The sequence below is a fragment of the Salegentibacter sp. BLCTC genome (genome assembly GCF_015143665.1).
Classification (GTDB): Bacteria; Bacteroidota; Bacteroidia; order Flavobacteriales; family Flavobacteriaceae; genus Salegentibacter; species Salegentibacter maritimus.
In genome coordinates this window covers 160,039-178,264 of sequence record NZ_WYEW01000004.1, presented here as the reverse complement: position 1 = coordinate 178,264, position 18,226 = coordinate 160,039, and the positions used below count along the sequence as shown (strand labels likewise).

Annotated in this window: 9 protein-coding genes; 6 read left to right on the top strand and 3 right to left on the bottom strand. The window is 37.7% G+C overall.

The window, feature by feature from the left end:
• Positions 1-51 precede the first annotated feature (51 nt).
• The 6 genes from GUB10_RS07060 to GUB10_RS07035 all read left to right on the top strand — a co-directional run bounded on the left by GUB10_RS07060 (position 52) and on the right by GUB10_RS07035 (position 11,627).
• On the top strand, positions 52-1,581 hold the full coding sequence (locus GUB10_RS07060; RefSeq protein WP_193710733.1) for an arylsulfatase: 1,530 nt from the start codon (positions 52-54) through the stop codon (positions 1,579-1,581).
• 115 nt (positions 1,582-1,696) lie between these two features.
• The gene (locus tag GUB10_RS07055; RefSeq protein ID WP_193710732.1) at positions 1,697-3,373 is read left to right on the top strand and encodes a sulfatase; all 1,677 of its coding nucleotides are present in this window, start codon (positions 1,697-1,699) and stop codon (positions 3,371-3,373) included.
• A 9-nt stretch (positions 3,374-3,382) separates the two neighbouring features.
• Positions 3,383-5,140: a beta-N-acetylhexosaminidase gene (locus GUB10_RS07050; RefSeq protein ID WP_227740341.1), complete on the top strand. Its 1,758-nt coding sequence runs from the start codon at positions 3,383-3,385 to the stop codon at positions 5,138-5,140.
• Between the two features lie 21 nt (positions 5,141-5,161).
• Positions 5,162-5,956: a glycoside hydrolase family 16 protein gene (locus tag GUB10_RS07045; RefSeq protein ID WP_193710731.1), complete on the top strand. Its 795-nt coding sequence runs from the start codon at positions 5,162-5,164 to the stop codon at positions 5,954-5,956.
• An 88-nt stretch (positions 5,957-6,044) separates the two neighbouring features.
• Positions 6,045-8,723 (top strand): glycoside hydrolase family 2 TIM barrel-domain containing protein, encoded by a 2,679-nt coding sequence (locus GUB10_RS07040; protein WP_193710730.1) that lies wholly within the window; start codon positions 6,045-6,047, stop codon positions 8,721-8,723.
• 198 nt (positions 8,724-8,921) lie between these two features.
• Complete coding sequence (locus GUB10_RS07035) at positions 8,922-11,627, top strand: glycoside hydrolase family 20 zincin-like fold domain-containing protein (protein ID WP_193710729.1); 2,706 nt, start codon at positions 8,922-8,924, stop codon at positions 11,625-11,627.
• A 402-nt stretch (positions 11,628-12,029) separates the two neighbouring features.
• Here GUB10_RS07035 and GUB10_RS07030 read toward each other — a convergent pair whose 3' ends face one another.
• The 3 genes from GUB10_RS07030 to GUB10_RS07020 all read right to left on the bottom strand — a co-directional run bounded on the left by GUB10_RS07030 (position 12,030) and on the right by GUB10_RS07020 (position 18,142).
• Positions 12,030-13,058: a TlpA disulfide reductase family protein gene (locus tag GUB10_RS07030; RefSeq protein ID WP_227740340.1), complete on the bottom strand. Its 1,029-nt coding sequence runs from the start codon at positions 13,056-13,058 to the stop codon at positions 12,030-12,032.
• Positions 13,059-13,219: 161 nt separating this feature from the next.
• Positions 13,220-14,629, bottom strand: a complete 1,410-nt coding sequence (locus GUB10_RS07025) for a RagB/SusD family nutrient uptake outer membrane protein (protein ID WP_193710728.1) — start codon at positions 14,627-14,629, stop codon at positions 13,220-13,222.
• 12 nt (positions 14,630-14,641) lie between these two features.
• The gene (locus tag GUB10_RS07020) at positions 14,642-18,142 is read right to left on the bottom strand and encodes a TonB-dependent receptor (RefSeq protein WP_193710727.1); all 3,501 of its coding nucleotides are present in this window, start codon (positions 18,140-18,142) and stop codon (positions 14,642-14,644) included.
• Positions 18,143-18,226 lie beyond the last annotated feature (84 nt).

The following is an 18,226-nucleotide window of genomic DNA, read 5'->3' as shown; positions in this document are numbered from 1 at the left end:
GGAAAAGACAGGTTTATAATGAGCCTGTCTTTTATTATAAAAAACTCAAATATGAAAATTAACTCAAAAACCGGTATTTATCTCTTCTTATTAACTTTTTTGGGACTTATACCATTAAAGGCTACAAGCCAAAACAACAAAACACCCAACATTATCCTTATTTATACCGACGATCTCGGTTATGGGGATATTAGCAGTTATGGAGGTGAAATCCCAACACCTTACATTGATGATTTAGCCAAAAACGGATTAAAATTTACCAACGCCTATGCTACTGCGGCCACCTGTACCCCCTCTCGCTACGCTATGCTCACAGGGGAATATGCCTGGAGAAAAAAAGGCACCGGTGTGGCACCGGGAGATGCTACCAGTTTAATTTTACCGGGACGTACCACCTTACCCGGAGTTTTACAACAAGCCGGATACAACACAGCAGCCATAGGAAAATGGCACCTTGGATTGGGGGATAAATCGCCCATCGACTGGAATAAAGAAATTAAACCGGGTCCCTTAGAAATAGGTTTTGATTATGCCTTTCTTCTTCCTGCAACCGGCGATAGAGTACCTACTGTTTTTGTTGAAAATCACCGGGTAGTCAACCTGGTTCCGGAAGATCCCATAAGCGTAAGCTATCGTGAAAACATTAATGATAAACCTACGGGAAGCAAAAACCCAGAACAATTAAAAATGATGTATTCTCATGGTCACAACCAGAGTATTACAAATGGAATAAGCCGAATTGGGTATATGAGTGGAGGTGAAAATGCATTGTGGCGAGACGAAGATATAGCTGATAAATTGGTAAAAAAATCAGCTGAATTTATTGAAGAAAATAGAGACTCTCCATTTTTCCTGTACCTCTCAACGCATGATATTCATGTACCCCGCGTACCCCACGAACGTTTTGCCGGTGTTACCGGAAAAGGAGCTCGTGGTGATGTAATTGTTCAACTGGATTATACCGTAGGTGCCATCCAAAAGAAACTTCAGGAATTGAAATTGGAGGAAAATACCATAATAATTTTCACCAGTGATAACGGTCCCGTACTGGATGATGGATACGTAGATGGTGCCGCCGAAAGATTGGGTACTCATAATCCCTTTGGAGACTTTAGGGGTGGAAAATACAGCACTTTTGAAGCAGGCACAAGAGTACCATTAATCGTGCAGTGGAAAGGTAAAATAGCAGCGAACCAAACCTCAAAGGCTTTGATGAGCCAGGTAGATTTTTTAAGATCGTTTGCAGCCGCAACAGGACAAAAAGTAGCAAAAACCAGTGCAATAGACAGCCAAAATCAATGGCAGGCTTTACTTGGAAATGATATTAATGGCAGAAAATCTCTTGTACAGCAAGCCATTAGAAATGTACTCTCTTATGTTGAAGGCGACTATAAATATATAGAGCCCCATTCAGGACCGGTAATGGTGCCATGGGGTGTAGATATAGAAACCGGGTTTAATAAAGAACCACAGCTTTATAACCTAAAACAAGATCCCGGAGAAACAAAAAACCTGGCTGCTGAAATGCCTGAAAAAACAGAAGAAATGAAACAAAACCTGAAAAAAAATAAGGGGTTCTAAAGAATTAAGTTCACACAAATAAAAAAGAATCGGGAAATATAAATCTTAAAATACCTGTAATTAATTTTCAATATTATTTCCTCACATAAGTAAGCGAAAATCTAAATTAAGTTATATGTTAAACTACAAAACACTCCTTTGCTCGCTAGGCATAGCAGCAGCTTTATTCTCCTGTAAAAATCAGGAAACGGAAAAAACAACCGAAACCAAACGCCCCAATATTGTTTTTATGATGTCTGATGATCACGCATATCAGGCCATAAGTGCATATAGCGATAAACTAATTAACACTCCCAATATAGACAGGCTGGCACAAGAAGGTGCTCTTTTTAACAATGCCTCGGTAACCAATTCTATTTGTGCCCCTTCGCGTGCCGTAATTTTAACCGGAAAGCACAGTCATTTAAATGGCAAAATAGATAACCTGAGTAAATTTGACACTACTAATGTTACTTTCCCACAAATCTTACAGGATGCGGGTTATCAAACCGCCATGTTCGGAAAATTACATTTTGGGAACAATCCAAAAGGCTTCGATGAGTTTAAAATTTTACCCGGCCAGGGAAGTTATTACAATCCCAGGTTTATAACCAAAGATGGTGATACGGTAATAGATGGTTATGTGACCGATATTATTACAGACCTCACCATAAATTGGTTAGAAAAAGAACGCGATAAGGAAAAACCCTTCTTGTTAATGTATCTACACAAAGCGCCACACCGTGCATGGTTACCGGCAGAAAGACATTATAAAGAATTTACTAAAAAAGAATTCCCATTACCCGAAACGCTTTTTGATGATTACACCCGTATTCACCAAGAAGACCTGGAAGCCAGTTCTCCCGATGCAGCATCTAAAAAATACAATTTAGACCAGCCAAAAAGCCGTAAAAGTAGCGCTGCGAAAACCGCCGAAATGAATATTCTAACTCATATGGTACTTACCAACGATAACAAATTAAAAGATTCTACAGTTAAAAAACTGGGAATAAAAGAACGCTACCTGGGAGATCCTACCAGCAGGATGACTAAAGAACAAAAAGCTGCCTGGGATAAAGTTTACGATCCTATTAACAAAGAGTTTGAAGAAAAATATCCCGAAATGGATGATAAAGACTTAATGAAATGGAAATACCAGCGTTATATGCAGGACTACCTGGGAACTATTGCTTCAGTAGATGAAAATGTAGGACGTGTTTTAGATTATTTAGATGAAAATGATTTATCTGATAATACTATAGTTGTCTACACCTCAGACCAGGGTTTTTACCTGGGAGAGCACGGTTGGTTTGACAAACGTTTTATGTATGAAGAATCTTTTAGAACTCCCCTACTTATTAAATGGCCCAATAAAATAGAAGCAGGTATCACCGAAGAGGAAATGGTTCAAAACCTTGATTTTGCACAAACCTTTTTAGATGCAGCTGGTGTAAATGCACCAGATGAAATGCAGGGTAAAAGTTTATTACCATTGCTAAAGGGAGAAAAGGATGCTTGGGATAGAGATGCCGTTTACTATCATTATTATGAGTATCCTGCCGAGCACGCCGTTAAACGACACTATGGAATTGCTACCAAAGAATATAAGATCATGCATTTTTATCACGATGTAGACGAATGGGAACTTTACGATCGCAAAAACGATCCGCAGGAATTGCATAACGTCTTTTACGATCCTGATTATGCTGAAGTAAGAGAGATGATGATTAAAAAATTGAAGGAAACTCGTAAAAAATATAAAGATTCAGAAGAACTGGATAAGCAGTTTATTAAAGTTTACGAAGATAAATAAGTAAAAATCATGAGAAATAATTTTAATAAAAACTCCGGATACTTAAATCCGGAGTTTCTTTTACCAAAAAGGCAAGCATCAAACTTAGGTAGAATACCAATACCCGAAAACAGTCTAAAAAAAGGCCTGGGCAGGCTGGTTATTTTGCTATTTATATTAGGGGTACCTAATTTAATGCACTCCCAACTTATCCCTGCACCAACAAAAATGGAGCTAACTTCCGGCGCTTTTGAAGTAGATAATAATACCTCGCTTCAATTTTCTGAAAAAGACGAACTGGGAGAAATGGCTGCTTATTTTCAAAAGCAGGTAAAACGCCTAAGTGGTTTTGAACTTCCTTTGAATAAAAGTTCAGAAAAAAATATTGCCCTGAAAATAGATAAAAGCCTCGATCTAAATGAAGAAGGCTATACCTTAAAAATTTCAGAAAATACTGTAAAAATCTCTGCTCCTACTACGGCCGGCGTATTTTATGGAGTACAAAGTGTGTTGCAATATTTCCCGGGAATACGTACCAATCAAAAAATCACGCTTCCGGCGATGGAAATAACCGATGAACCTGCGTTTACGTGGCGTGGTATGATGCTAGATGTAAGCAGGCATTTTTATTCTGTAGAAGTCATTAAAGAGGTATTAGACCTAATGGCTTTTTATAAACTAAATACGTTTCATTGGCACCTTACAGATAATGAGGGCTGGCGATTGGAGATTAAAAAATATCCAAAATTAACCGGTATTGGCGCCTGGCGCGAAGAGATACCGGGAAGTGTTTTTTATAAGGTAGATTCTACTTATACTGAACCATTAACAGGGGAACCTTATACATATGGCGGATTCTATACCCAGGAACAAGCCAGGGAAGTAGTTGCTTATGCTGCTAAAAGAAACATAAAGGTAATTCCTGAAATAGAAATGCCCGGGCATTCGGCAGCAGCGCTTGCTGCTTATCCCGAATTTTCATGTGCACAGCCCCAACAGGATCCTCCCGGATCTAATTTGTGGAACAAGGTAATAGATACAGATAAGATGGCCTTTAATTATTGTGCCGGGAAAGAGGCTCCATTTATGTTTTTACAGGATGTTTTAGTAGAAGTTATGGATATTTTTCCTTCAGAATATATTCACGTGGGTGGAGATGAAGTAGATAAGTCTTATTGGGAAAGATGTGCAGCCTGTCAAAAAAGAATTAAAGAGGAAAACCTAAAAGATGAAAAAGAACTTCAAAGCTATTTTATAAAACGTATGGAGAAGTTTCTACAAGCCAATAACCGAAAACTCCTTGGTTGGGATGAAATCCTGGAAGGTGGCCTGGCCCCAAATGCCACAGTTATGAGTTGGCAGGGTGAAAAAGGCGGAATTGCGGCAGCAAAATCTGGGCACGATGTAGTGATGAGCCCCAGTGACCCGCTCTATTTTAATCGCTACCAGGCAGACCCTGAAGGAGAGCCACAAGCCGGCCCCTACTCGATTAATACCTTAGAACGCGTTTATAATTACCAACCGGTACCCGAAGCACTTACAGCCAATGAAGCAAAATATGTATTAGGCTCTCAATTTGCAATTTGGACCGAGTTTATATCTTCGGTAGAACATCTGGAATACATGTTACTACCAAGAATGGCTGCTTTTAGTGAAGCTGTTTGGAGCAAAAACAAGGACAAAAATTTTGAAGAGTTCACAGGTCGTTTAAATATGGGGCATTATACGAGATGGAAATCTAATGGAAAACGATTCCATCCTGAGTTTTTTGAAAAATCTGAATATTAAGAATATAACTTTTTAGCCCCTATGAAACAATTGACAGTTATACTTTTAATGGTTCTTGTAGCCGGATGTGGTACAGGGAAAGTCCAGGATAAGTCTCAAAAAAGATGGTATCTAATTTGGCAGGATGAATTTGACAATGAAGGTAAACCCGATACCGCTAAATGGTCTCATTCTCCTAGAAATTCGGCAGATTGGGCGCGTTTCTGTACAGACTCAGATGCTACCCGATTTGTAAAAGACGGAAAATTACATCTACGCGGTATTATTAACACCAATAAGAATGATACGGTAAAATATAACACAGGATGTATTAGAACAGCCAATAAATTTTCTTTTAAATACGGAAAAATTGAGGTAAAGGCTAAACTGGATAAAGGTAAAGGCTCCTGGCCGGCCATTTGGATGATGCCTCAAGATCCCAAATACGGTGGTTGGCCACATAGTGGCGAAATAGATATTATGGAACACCTAAATTACGACACCATCGTCTATCAAACCTTGCATACCAATTATATAGATATTCAAGAAAAAAAGGAGTATCCGCCATATTTCACTACCGTTCCATTTAAGGTAGATTCCTATAATGTGTATGCTGTGGAATGGTACCCTAATCGGTTAGATTTCTTTGTTAATGGTGAAAAGACCTTTTCTTATCCAAAAATTGAGAATGCCGATTCAAAGCAATGGCCCTTCAATCAGGAGTTTTTTATTATTCTAGATCAGGCACTTGGAGGTAACTGGGTTGGTAGCATAAAAGATGAAGACCTGCCTGTTGAAATGCTGGTAGATTGGGTGCGGGTTTATAAAGAGAAGTGATTCGGGATTCGTAAATAAATTAAAATGATTTAAAATCATATTTGTTATACATCGTACAACTTTCAAAATACATTATAAATTATACAATATGCAATATACATTAAAAAAAACCTTAGCTCTATTATTTTTAGCAATTGGGTTTACAATGCAGGCCCAAAACCAGCCCGAGTTTTCTACAGCGGGCTTTTATGAGCTGGAAGGCACCGGCCGCAACTCTTTTTCTATGAATCCTGCCTGGAGATTTTATAAAGGGAATTTACGGGGCGCAGAAAAGAAGAATTTTGATGATAAAAATTGGGCCGTAGTCAACCTTCCTAACGGAATTGAATACCTTCCCCAGGAAGCAAGTGGCGGTATAAATTACCAGGGCGAAGTATGGTATAGAAAACACTTTACGCCCGACCCCAAATTAAAAGGCAAAAAACTTTTTCTCCACTTTGAAGCCATTATGGGAAAATCTAAAATTTACGTAAACGGAAAACTGCTAAAAGAACATTTTGGTGGTTATTTACCGGCAATTGTAGATGTTTCTGATGCTTTAAATTGGGGAGAAGATAATATAATTGCAGTTTGGGCCGATAATAGTAACGACCCATCCTATCCCCCGGGAAAAGATCAGGAAGTACTGGATTTTGCTTATTTAGGAGGAATTTATCGTGATGTTTGGCTTATTTCACATAGCAATGTACATATTACAAATGCTAATTATGAAAATGAAATTGCCGGTGGTGGCATTGTGGTTGCCTACCCTGAAGTTTCTGAAAAAAAAGCAGAAATAGTACTAAAAACCCATATAAGAAATGAGAGTTCAGCCGATTTCAAAGGGAAAATAATCTATAGACTTTATGATAAAGAAGGAAAATTAAAATTAAAGACCGGTAAAAAAATTAGTCTGCAATCCAATAATGCAACCCATATTACTTCAGAAGAAAGCATTAGAAATCCGCAGCTATGGGCTCCTGAACATCCTCATCTATACAACTTAGAGGTTGAAATTAGAAACAACAAAGGGAAAGTAGTTGATGGCTACCGCAAACGTATAGGTATTCGTAGCCTGGAGTTTAAGGGAGAAGATGGGTTTTGGTTAAACGGAAAACCGTATAACAAACCTATTATTGGTGGTAATCGTCACCAGGATTTTGCCGTAGTGGGTAATGCCGTTCCCAACAATGTGCATTGGAAAGATGCTAAAAAGCTTAGGGATGCGGGAATGATTCTAATTAGAAATGCACACTACCCACAGGATCCTGCCTTTATGGATGCGGCAGATGAGCTTGGCTTATTTGTGATTGTAAACATCCCTGGCTGGCAGTTTTGGAATAAAGACCCACAGTTTGAAAAATTGGTTTACCAGGATATTCGTAACATGGTAAGAAGAGACCGTAACAGAGCCAGTCTTTTTCTGTGGGAACCTATTCTCAATGAAACCTGGTACCCCGATGCTTTTGCAAAAAATGCTAAAGATATTGTAGAAACCGAATTTCCTTATCCTAACTCCCATTCAGCTTGTGATTTGGAAGCAAAGGGAAGTGAACATTTTGATATTCTATACACTTATCCTTTTGAAATGCTGCCGGAAGAAGAAGCAGATCCATCAAAAACTTACTTTACCCGCGAGTGGGGCGATAATGTAGATAATTGGAACTCTCATAATTCTCCCAGCAGGGTTGCCCGTGCCTGGGGTGAAAACCCTATGCTGGTACAGGCAGAGCATTACTCGGTTCCTCCTTATTCATACATTAGTTACGATATTTTCTATAAAACCAGTAAGCAACATATTGGTGGCGCACTTTGGCACCCATTTGATCACCAAAGAGGTTACCATCCCGATCCTTTTTACGGTGGAATAATGGATGCGTATAGGCAGCCAAAGTATTCCTACTATATATTTGAAGCGCAAAGAAATCCCGAAAAAACCAATCTTATTGCCGAAACCGGACCTATGGTTTATATCGCTAATGAAATGACCCCATTTTCTCCAAATGATGTAACCGTGTTCTCTAATTGTGACGAAGTAAGATTAACCAAATTTGAAAACGGAGAAACTTTTATCCATAAAGTAGATAAAGATAGAGAAGGTATGCCCTTCCCTCCTATTGTATTTAAAGATGTTTATAATTTTATGGATATCAAAGAAAAGCACCGGGCAAGAAAAGCCAACGAAGTATTTTTAAAGGCTGAAGGCTTTATAGATGGGAAATTGGTCGCTACCGATACGGTAAGACCGGCACTGAGACCAGAAAAAATTATGCTTTGGTTAGATGATGAAAACCTGGATTTAAAAGCAAACGGGTCTGATTTTGTAACCCTGGTTGCTGCCGTAACCGATAAAGACGGAAATATAAAACGCCTAAATAATAGTATTCTGGAATTTGAAATCTCTGGAGAAGGAGAGATTCTGGGCAACCAGAACTTTATTGCAAATCCGCAGCAATTAAGATGGGGTACTGCACCGGTTTTGGTGAAAACTACCAATACTCCGGGAGAAATTACAGTAAAAGCTTCTTTAAGAATGAAAGGTTCCCAACGCCCAGTGTCAGGTGAAATCACTTTTAATAGTGTTGCTCCAAAAAAGGAAATGATATATAATCCAGAAGAGTTGGCGGCTTACAAGCTAAACAGAAATTCTACCGTAGAGCAAAGCAATAAAAGCCAGGCAGAGCTCGAAGCCCAGGTTGAAAAATTACAGCAAGAGCTAAATACCATAAAACTTAAAGAAGTAGAGCAACAACAGGAAGATTTTGGTGGTAAAGAAGTGAATAATTAAAATAACAGTTTTAAATTTACCCCTAAAAATAGTAAGCGGCCAATAATATTAGGCAGCAGCTGAAAAGTATTAGCAATCTTATATAAAATTCTAAAAAAATAGACCTCACAGGTGATTAAAACCTGTGAGGTCTATTGTATCATAGCACTTATAAATTAAGAGAAACTTTTAAATTATCCTTAAACATTACCTATAATTATGAATAAAATAATCCTAAAAAACAAAATGAGGCTGGTAACCGCGCTCATTCTGTTTGGGCTTTTCTTTCCCAAAACGCAAGCACAGAACATTAAGCTTATTCCCCAACCGCAGGAATTAATTTCTTCGGAAGCTGAATTTAGTCTGGAAAATAACCAGGATTTATGGGTTAACAGCTCAAAGCATAATGATTTTGCCCTTAAGCAGTTAAAAGATGAGTTATCTGAACAAATGGGAATTTCTTCAGAGCTTGTAAAATTGCCTAAAAAGGCTTCCATTATTTTATATGCGCTGGACGATAACCCCGATTCAAAAATAAAAAAGTACCTGCCCAATTCAGAAAAACTTAAGGAAATTGGAGAACAGGGATATTGGCTAAAAATTGAAGAAGGTCAAATTAAACTAATCGCCAATACCGAAAAAGGTTTGTTTTATGGGGTTCAAACTTTAAGACAACTTATACAAACTGCAAAAAACAAGAGTTTACCTGCTTTAGAAATTACAGATTGGCCTGCTTTAGAATATCGGGGCTGGATGGACGATATTAGTCGGGGACCAATTCCCACTTTAGAGTTTACAAAAGATGCCATTCGCAAATTATCGGAATACAAACTCAATTTTTTAAACCTTTATACCGAACATACCCTTCGTAACGAGAAGTTTGCCGATATAGCCCCCTTAGATTCATTTACCCCTGAAGAAATTAACGAGTTGGAAGAATTTGCCGCAAAATACCATGTTGTGCTTATTGGAAACCAGCAAGCTTTTGGACATATGGAGGAAATTTTAAAAAATCCTTTCTATGACGAGATAGCAGATAATAAATGGAATTTAAACCCCGGCAGCCCTGCTACCTACGAATTTTTAGACGAGTATCTTGGTGATGCTGCCCAGGCTTACGACCATCCTTTCTTTAATATTGGTGCCGATGAAACCGACGGTTTAGGATCTGGAAAAGCGAAAGCTTTAGTCGATTCTTTAGGAATGGAAGCCGTTTATGCCATGCATATTAACAAACTGGATGAAATTCTTAAAAAACACGGGAAACGAACTATGATGTGGGGCGATATTGCCGTTAACCACCAGGAAATTATAGATAGGCTCCCAAAAGACCTTATTATTCTTTCCTGGGGCTACGATCCAAGAGATAGTTTTGATAAAGCTATTTTGCCCTTTAAAGAATCAGGTTTCGATTTTATGGTAGCCCCAGGCGTACGAAGCTGGAGTGAGATCTATCCCAACCTGGATGTTGCTGTAAAAAACATCGCCAATTATGTAAGAGACGGTAAAGAATATGGTTCCATGGGTATGATAAACACCGCCTGGGACGACGATGGGGAAACCTTATTCAATGCAAACTGGCACGGAATTGTTTGGGGTGCCGAAATGGCCTGGAACCCAATCGAAAGTCAGGAAGAAGCCCGGGCCAAAGAAGAGCGAGCAAGTAGACTTTCGGCTTTCAATAAGGGATTCGATAAATTATTCTTTGAAATGCCCGATGACCAAAGTATTATGCAGTCTCTTAATAAATTTAGAGAACTAAGGCAAATTCCGGTTTTTGGAAGTATGACCAATGCATCGGTTTGGGAAAGTATTTTCGATTTCTATCCAAAAGAAGAAGTTGAAAAAGTAGCTACAACCAATAAAAATATGCTGAAACAGGCTACTGCCCTGGCCCAAGAGCTTAAAGAAAAAGCCAAACTTGCCGGCGCAGAAAAAATTGCTATTGAAGTAGCCAGAAATGCGGCAGAAAGAGCAGCTTTTGCCGCAAAGAAAAATCTCTTCATTTTAGATCTACAAAAAGCTCACGAAAACCCAGAATCAGTTTCTAAGAAAGAGATAAAGGAAACCCGGAACAAACTTTTTAAAGAGCTTCACCATTTAAAAATAGATTATATCAATATATGGAAGGCTGAAAATAGAGAGTACTGGCTTGCCGAAAATCTTAATAAATACGATAAAACTGCCCGGGAACTTCTAGACCTGGAAACGCATGTATTTATTGATGCCGGCCAGGCCCTACGTCCTGGAGAAATGGAGATTCGCTTAAGTACGCTTTATCCTGATACAGAAATCAGATATACCACCAATGGTGGGGAACCCACAAAAGAAAGTGAACTTTACGATGGTTCTTTAAGCATTACCAAAAATGCAGAAGTGAAGGCAAAAGCTTTTAAGGATGGTCAGGAAGGCCAAATTTCTGCAAAATACTTCAATGTACATAAAGCCCTGGGTGCTAAACCGCAAATTAAAGGACGGGTAAGTACAGCTAATCCTGCTTACGCTGCAGGAGGCCCCGGTGGACTTACAGATGGTTTAAAAGGTTCTGAAGATTTTGGAGATGGCAGATGGCAGGGTTATGCAGGCCAGGATATTGAAGTAGTGCTTGATTTAAAAACAAAAACTGAAATCAATGAAATTTCAGCCGATTTCTTTCAACGCTTAATTTCCTGGATTTTACTACCGGAAAGTGTTGAGTTTTATGTTTCTAATAACGGAGAAAATTTTAAAAAGGTAGCTGTTGCGCAAAATCCTATAGATCCTCAGGATCAAGGCTTGATTATTGAGAATTTTTCTTCGGGAGAATTAAAAGAAAAAGCACGCTATATAAAAGTTATGGTAAAATCTATGGGACCTTTACCCGAGTGGCATACCGGCGCCGGGAAGTCCAGTTTTATTTTTCTTGATGAAATTATCGTAAAATAATTTCTAAGTAAACTATCTGGGGGCAAGCCTACGAGGCTTTAGATGGAACCAATTTTTAATTTCAACGCAAGCCACCGGATATTATACTCTTTGGCGACGCCAATAAAACCGGCTGTTTTAAAACAGCTAAGTTTAGCAAATAAGCCTCACAGATTTACTGCATTTCAGTAAAACTGTGAGGTTTTTTAATAGACGCTGAAGAATGAAGTTTTAACATTAGTCAATTACAAATATGAAGGTTTAGTTCTTTTATAAGCCCATATATTAGATACTAAAGATGAAATGTCTTTTATTTTTTGGGCAGTTAACTATCCCGGGATATTACATCCTTTGGCGGTGTCAATAAAAAAGCCCTTTTCTACTAAAAGAAAAGGGCTTTTAAGAATCTATTGGGGAGGCTAATTAAATATCGAGTTCATCCAACACTTCTCTTAATCTTGGTTCAGAAGGTCTTGGAGCATCGTAGTCTACTATATTTCCTTCAGGATCCAGGATTATAAATCTTGGAATTCCCTGAATATAGTAATCCTGTACAAATTGGGACTGGTATTCGTTATCGGCCAATAATTGGGTTCCGGTAAGTCCTTTATCCTCAATCATTTTTCGCCATTTATCCTCGTCTTTCCTGGCGTCTATAGAAATACTCACAAATTTAATATCCTTGTCTTTGTATTCTTCTTCAAGTTCCAGCAGAAAAGGGATTTCATATTTACAGGGACCGCACCAGGTTGCCCACATATCTATATAAATATATTGACCAAGAATATCTTTAAGAGACGAAGTACCGCCATCGTAATTTATATAGTTCTTAAAATTAGGAGAAGGTTTCCCTTTGCCAAGCTTTGCATTTATTTCTTTATAACGTTCAAACTCAGCATTCATTTGTTTATTAAATGTTTCCAGAGATTTTTCCTGCTTTTTTATAAACGTAGTATCCAGGCTTTCTTCATTGGTTGCCAATAACTCTTTTACATCCGCATTATATTGTTTAAGGGCTTGTTGGTATGACGCCTCCGGCTGACTGAAAAAAGATTTATAATCATCAAACAATTCAGCAGTTAGTTCATTCTTATTTTGAAGTACGTTATATGAGATACTTCCTTTGCCTGAAACTTCAGGTTTACCCACTGAATCTTTAAATTTTAAAGTTAGCTCCATGCCATTACTTAGGTATAATGGAAACATAGAGCTGTAACTGGTATTAAAAAATGTTGGAGATTCTAATTTTAACGTATCGTTAAAACTCCCGTCTTCGGCTACCTCTATAAGTATTGATTTCTGATTTTCGTAATCGTACAATCTAATCTTTCTATTTTTTATAGGATTACTAATTGTTCCCGAAACCACAGCATAATCCTTTGGGGCTTCTTTCTCTTCATTACATCCCATCAAAACTGTGGCCGACAGGACGATCGTTAAAAATTTTCTCATAATATTATTTTATTTTTAAAACTATACCGGCTCGATTTGGTTTTTGCGCTAATACTTTTGGCAAAATACCTTGGTATCGAGACAGATTTTGTTATTTATATAAAAGAGGGAAGTAGGTTTCCCTCCTCTACATTACTAACAACTAAATCAAACATTTACTCTTAATAACCAGCATTTTGTTCCAATTGGTTATTTGCCGTTAATACTTTTAAAGGAATAGGTTTAATAAATTGATTTTTAGAATTCAGGCTTGGTTTAATATCAAAAGCATTTATATCGCCATAATGATGGTATCTAACCAAATCGAACCAGTTTTCTCCATTTTCAAAAAACAACTCCAGTAATTTTTCCTCTCTAACTAATTCTAAAAGTTCTTCTGGAGAGTTTGTTTCTTTTGGCATTACTCCTGCTCTATTTCTAAGTGTATTTAGAGCGGCTAAAGCTGCGTTCAAATCACCTTCTTCACGAACTTCGGCTTCAGCAAAAATTAAATACATCTCTGCTAGTCTAAGATGGTAATTTGTATTAGTTTTTCCGTTTACGAAGTTTTCATTTGGGTATTTCGCGTTCCTATTATTCCCCTGAGTAGCCTCTGAATAGGCAAATAAGAACCTTGGATCGTATCCCATTCCCATTCCGGCAAGCTCTCCCTGTCCTTCTACCTGTTTGTTAGCTAAACTATCTAATTGTGCACTGGCATTAGTCTGTTTTATTTGAGACATGGCAACCCCTCCTTCCGAGCCTGAGCCAACAAATGGTGCAAAAATTACTTCGGGGGAATTCATCTGATTAGCAAAAATATTGCTATAACTGTTTTCTAAACTATAGCCTTCTGCATTATTAATCACTTCCCAGGCTAAATTTGAAGCTGTTTCATAATCTTTGGCATACAATTTCACCTTTGCCAACAAAGCTTTGGAAGCTAAACTCCCGCCATAATAATGCTGAACATTTTTAGGTCCATATGCTACCGCATACTCCAAATCATCAAAGATTTGAGTATAGACTTCCTGTACAGTATTTCTTGGAGCTGCATCTACCGAATTGGAAAAATTGGTTTGCAATACAATTCCCATAGAAGAATTCATATCGTAAAACTCGCCAAAATTGCGTAGTAACTTAAAAGTAGCGAATGCCCGGTTAAATTTTGCTTCGGCGATAAGCTGCTTTTGTTTTTCTTCTGAAATATCAGCTGCTTTTCCCGCTTCGAGCTCTTCAATTAGAAAATTTGCCTGATTTATTATTTTATAGTGTGCATTATAAATTTCGGTTAAAAAAGGGTTCTCTACCGGAACCTCATTGGTATTAAAACCGGCACTTCCCGTAAGTGCAGCTATTAAGACTCCTTCATTTCCTTCAGCTCCCAAAAGGATTGGATAATAACCAAGGTTAAACTGTCGCCATCCGGAATAAACCCCGTTTAAGACCTGTTGAGCTGATTTTCCATCGCGAATAACGTTCTCGTCAGTAAGTTGGTTAATTGGTTTTACATCATCTACGCTACATCCTATTAAACCCGCTATGCATAATAGAAGAATCCCTATTTTCTTTGTATATATATTAAATTTCATCTTGCTAATTTTTTAAAATTGTAATTGAACTCCCAGTGAATAAGATTTGGCAAGTGGGTATGGGTCTTCGTTATTAGCCCCATCGGTAATAGTTCCTCTTTCCGAAAAACTTTCAGGATCAACTCCGGGCCAATCGGTTAGCGTAAATAAATTAGATCCCGAGATAAAAATTGAGAGCTTTTGCACATTTAATGCATCAAGAAAAGTCTGGTCAAAATTATAGGCTAACTGAAGGTATTTCAATCTTAAATATGAAGAATCATACACATAACGATCGTTTAATCTTGCATTTCTGGAAGGATCGGTATAAATAGCTTTTGCAAATCTGGCATCTGTATTACCAGGAGACCAGGTATTTAATGCATACTCACTTAATTTGTTTGGCCCAAGATAATTTGAAGGCTGATTGGTTATTGCACTCCACACAGACTCTGCCCCCACTGAATACTGAAAATAAGATGAAAGGCTTATATTTTTAAAACGAACCTTTGTATTAAAACCTCCAAAGAAACCTGGTTCAATAGAGCCTATTTTCACTCTATCCTCGGTCGTTATTTGCCCGTCGCCATTAGTATCTTTAAACATATAATCTCCTGCCCCAAAAGATGCCCTGTCATAAAAACCGGAAGGTGAATTGGCATTAAGCTCGTCTACTTCTTCCTGGGTTTCAATAATTTTAACTACCTCGTAACCTTTAATGGTTCCCACAGGCTCGCCCTCTATATAGTAATCTAAATTATACTGATTGATATTTGCGCCATTCAATTTTTCTAAGACATTGCGGTTATATGCCCAATTGGCGTCTAAACTCCAGGTAAAATCATTGGTTTTAATAATATCACCTCCCAAAGAAATTTCCATCCCTTCGTTAGAAACATCCATTAGATTAGAAACATAGGTATTTGGCCCCAATTCATAAGGTATTGGTGTGGGTGCCAAAGCTCCTTCTGTTTCTCTTTTGTAAATATCAAAACTTCCGCGTAGGCGATAATTAAAGAAATCAAAGTCTAAACCAAGGTTCACTTCTTTGGTTGTCTCCCAACCTACATTTCTATTAGGCAAAGTGTTAGAAGCTACTATAGCTGTACTCCCTCCATATAAATCGCTAGAATTGGTTGAGAAAAACTGTAGATATGCAAAGTTTGAGATATTAGCCGAACCTACTTTACCAAGACTTGCTCTTAATTTAAGGTTATTTATTGCTTTACTATCATTTAGAAAGGCTTCATTCGAAATATTCCAGGCAGCAGAAACAGATGGGAAATATCCTCTTTGATTCTCAGGACCAAATTTTGAGGAAGCATCAGTTCTAAAGTTTATTGTTGCGGTATATCTATTTTTATAATCATAACTTAACCTGCTAAAAAAGGAGTTAATCCCGTTTTCTGAATCTGAATTGCCATAGCCTAACACCTGTTCGGCAGAGCCCGGATTAATTAAAATATCCTCATCGGGAAAGCCTAGAAAGAAATAGTTTTCTGAACTTATTTGAGTTCTATCCCAGGCATAACCACCCAAAAGATCAAAATTATGTTCCTTCAATGAAAACCTATAGTTAGCTGTTAAATTGGTAGTAAGGTTAGTAGACCTACTTTTTGAAGTGGTTAAATATGAGGAATTAGGAAATCCAAAATTGGTTTGAGCAGAGCCCGGCGTAAAAATAGAATTATCCCTATCAAATAAAGCAGCGTTTATTTCGGCTTTAAGGTTTAGGTTTTTTAAAGCTTCTACTTCTAAAAACCCATTTCCTATAAAGTTATAATTTTCAGAATTATTTTTATGCTGTAACCTTGCTATTGGACTGGGCTCAAAGGTTGGGAAACCATATTGAAAATCTGGTAATGGAATAAGGTTAGCATCGTCTCCACGATACGGAAAATCTGGACGCGCAACAATATTGGCAGTATTGACATTGTATTGGCCGTCTTGTGAACCTTCTCCAGATTCTGCTTTATTATAGCCAAGATTTAAGGACACACCGGTACTAATCCTTTCGGTAATTTTGGTATTAACGGCTGCCCGGGTGTTATAAAGTTTAAACTCATCATTAATTACCAATCCTTCCTGATCACTTCCGGAAATCCCAAAAGTATAGTTCGTATTTTCACTACCTCCACTAATTCCAAAATTCAATTGATTAGTAAGGGCAAAATCCCGATAAACTTCATCATTATAATTAATATCGGCATCTCCAAATTGAGCATCTAAAAGACCATTATATGAGAAACCACCGGTAGTGGGATCAAAAGGTACATCGGCCAAATTCCCCAGGTCGAAACCATAAAAGAATGGTACACGGCCCTGGTTTACCGCTTCAACACTATTAGAAATTAGTTGGTCGTAAAAGTTTTTATATTGTGTAGCATTTAATGAGGTTAAGGTATTTATAGGTTTTGCGATGGTTGTATTGTAACTAAAATCAATTTGAGGCTTTTGGTTATTTTCGGCCGATTTTGTTTTTACAATCACCACCCCATTGGCTCCTCTGGAACCATAAATAGCCGTGGCAGCAGCATCTTTTAAAATATCTATACTTTCAATATTATCTGGACTAATAGCCAATAAAGGGTTGCTGGTTCCTCCGGTAAAAGTGCCCGGCAAGGCATCTATATTAAAAGGAACACCATCTATTACATATAATGGTTGGTTTAAGCTTCCAGATAAGGGAGAAGTATAACCTCTCACATTTAAACGAATAGGTGCACCGGGGCGACCTGTATTTTGAGATACCTGTACCCCCTTTGCCAAACCACCCAGGGCACGATCAAAACCTATGGTACCGGTTGAAGTATTCTCTATATCTCCCGAATTAATAGAAGAAACAGCTCCGGAAACTGAGCTGCGTTTTTGTTTTCCATACCCAATTAATACCACCTGGTTTAGTTCGCCTAAGTCTGGCTTTAACTGCAAATTTAAAGTAGCACTTCCGTTAAGTGCTACTTCTACTTTTTGAAAGCCCAGGTAAGAAAAAATTAATGTTTGCTCAAGATCCTGAACTCTTAAACGGTATTCACCGTTTTCATTGGTGGCAGTACCCATATTAGAAGCTTTTTCAATAACGGCTACACCATATAACGGTGAACCGGCTTCATCTGTCACTTTACCCGTCACCACAAACTCCTGTGCCTTAATTGTGGAGTCTTCAGTTTGTGACTGAGCCCTGGAAATAATAATTTGATTTTCAAAAACCTGATAAGAATTACTTGTGCCTTGAAATAAATACTTTAAAACTGCACTAAGTTTTTCTTTATCTACATCTAACGTAAGTCTTCTTGCCGGGTTTAGTTCTTCCTGATTGTAAAAAAACCTATAGTTGGTTTGGTTTTCAATAGCATTAAAAACCTCTAGCATACTAGCGTTGGTAAGGTGAATATCTACATTCACATCTTGAGCATAGGTACCGGCTTTAATTTGAAAGAAACAAAAAATAAATAGAAAATAGGTGAGCTTCATCTTTAAATCGGGTTTCAGCAATACATGAGGAAATCCCTTTAAATTAAATGGTTTTTTCATAATTTTGATAAGATTTAGTTAGTCAATTTCTAGGTTAGTTAAATCGTTTTTAAAGGGATGTTGGCGCATCCCTTTTTTATAAGA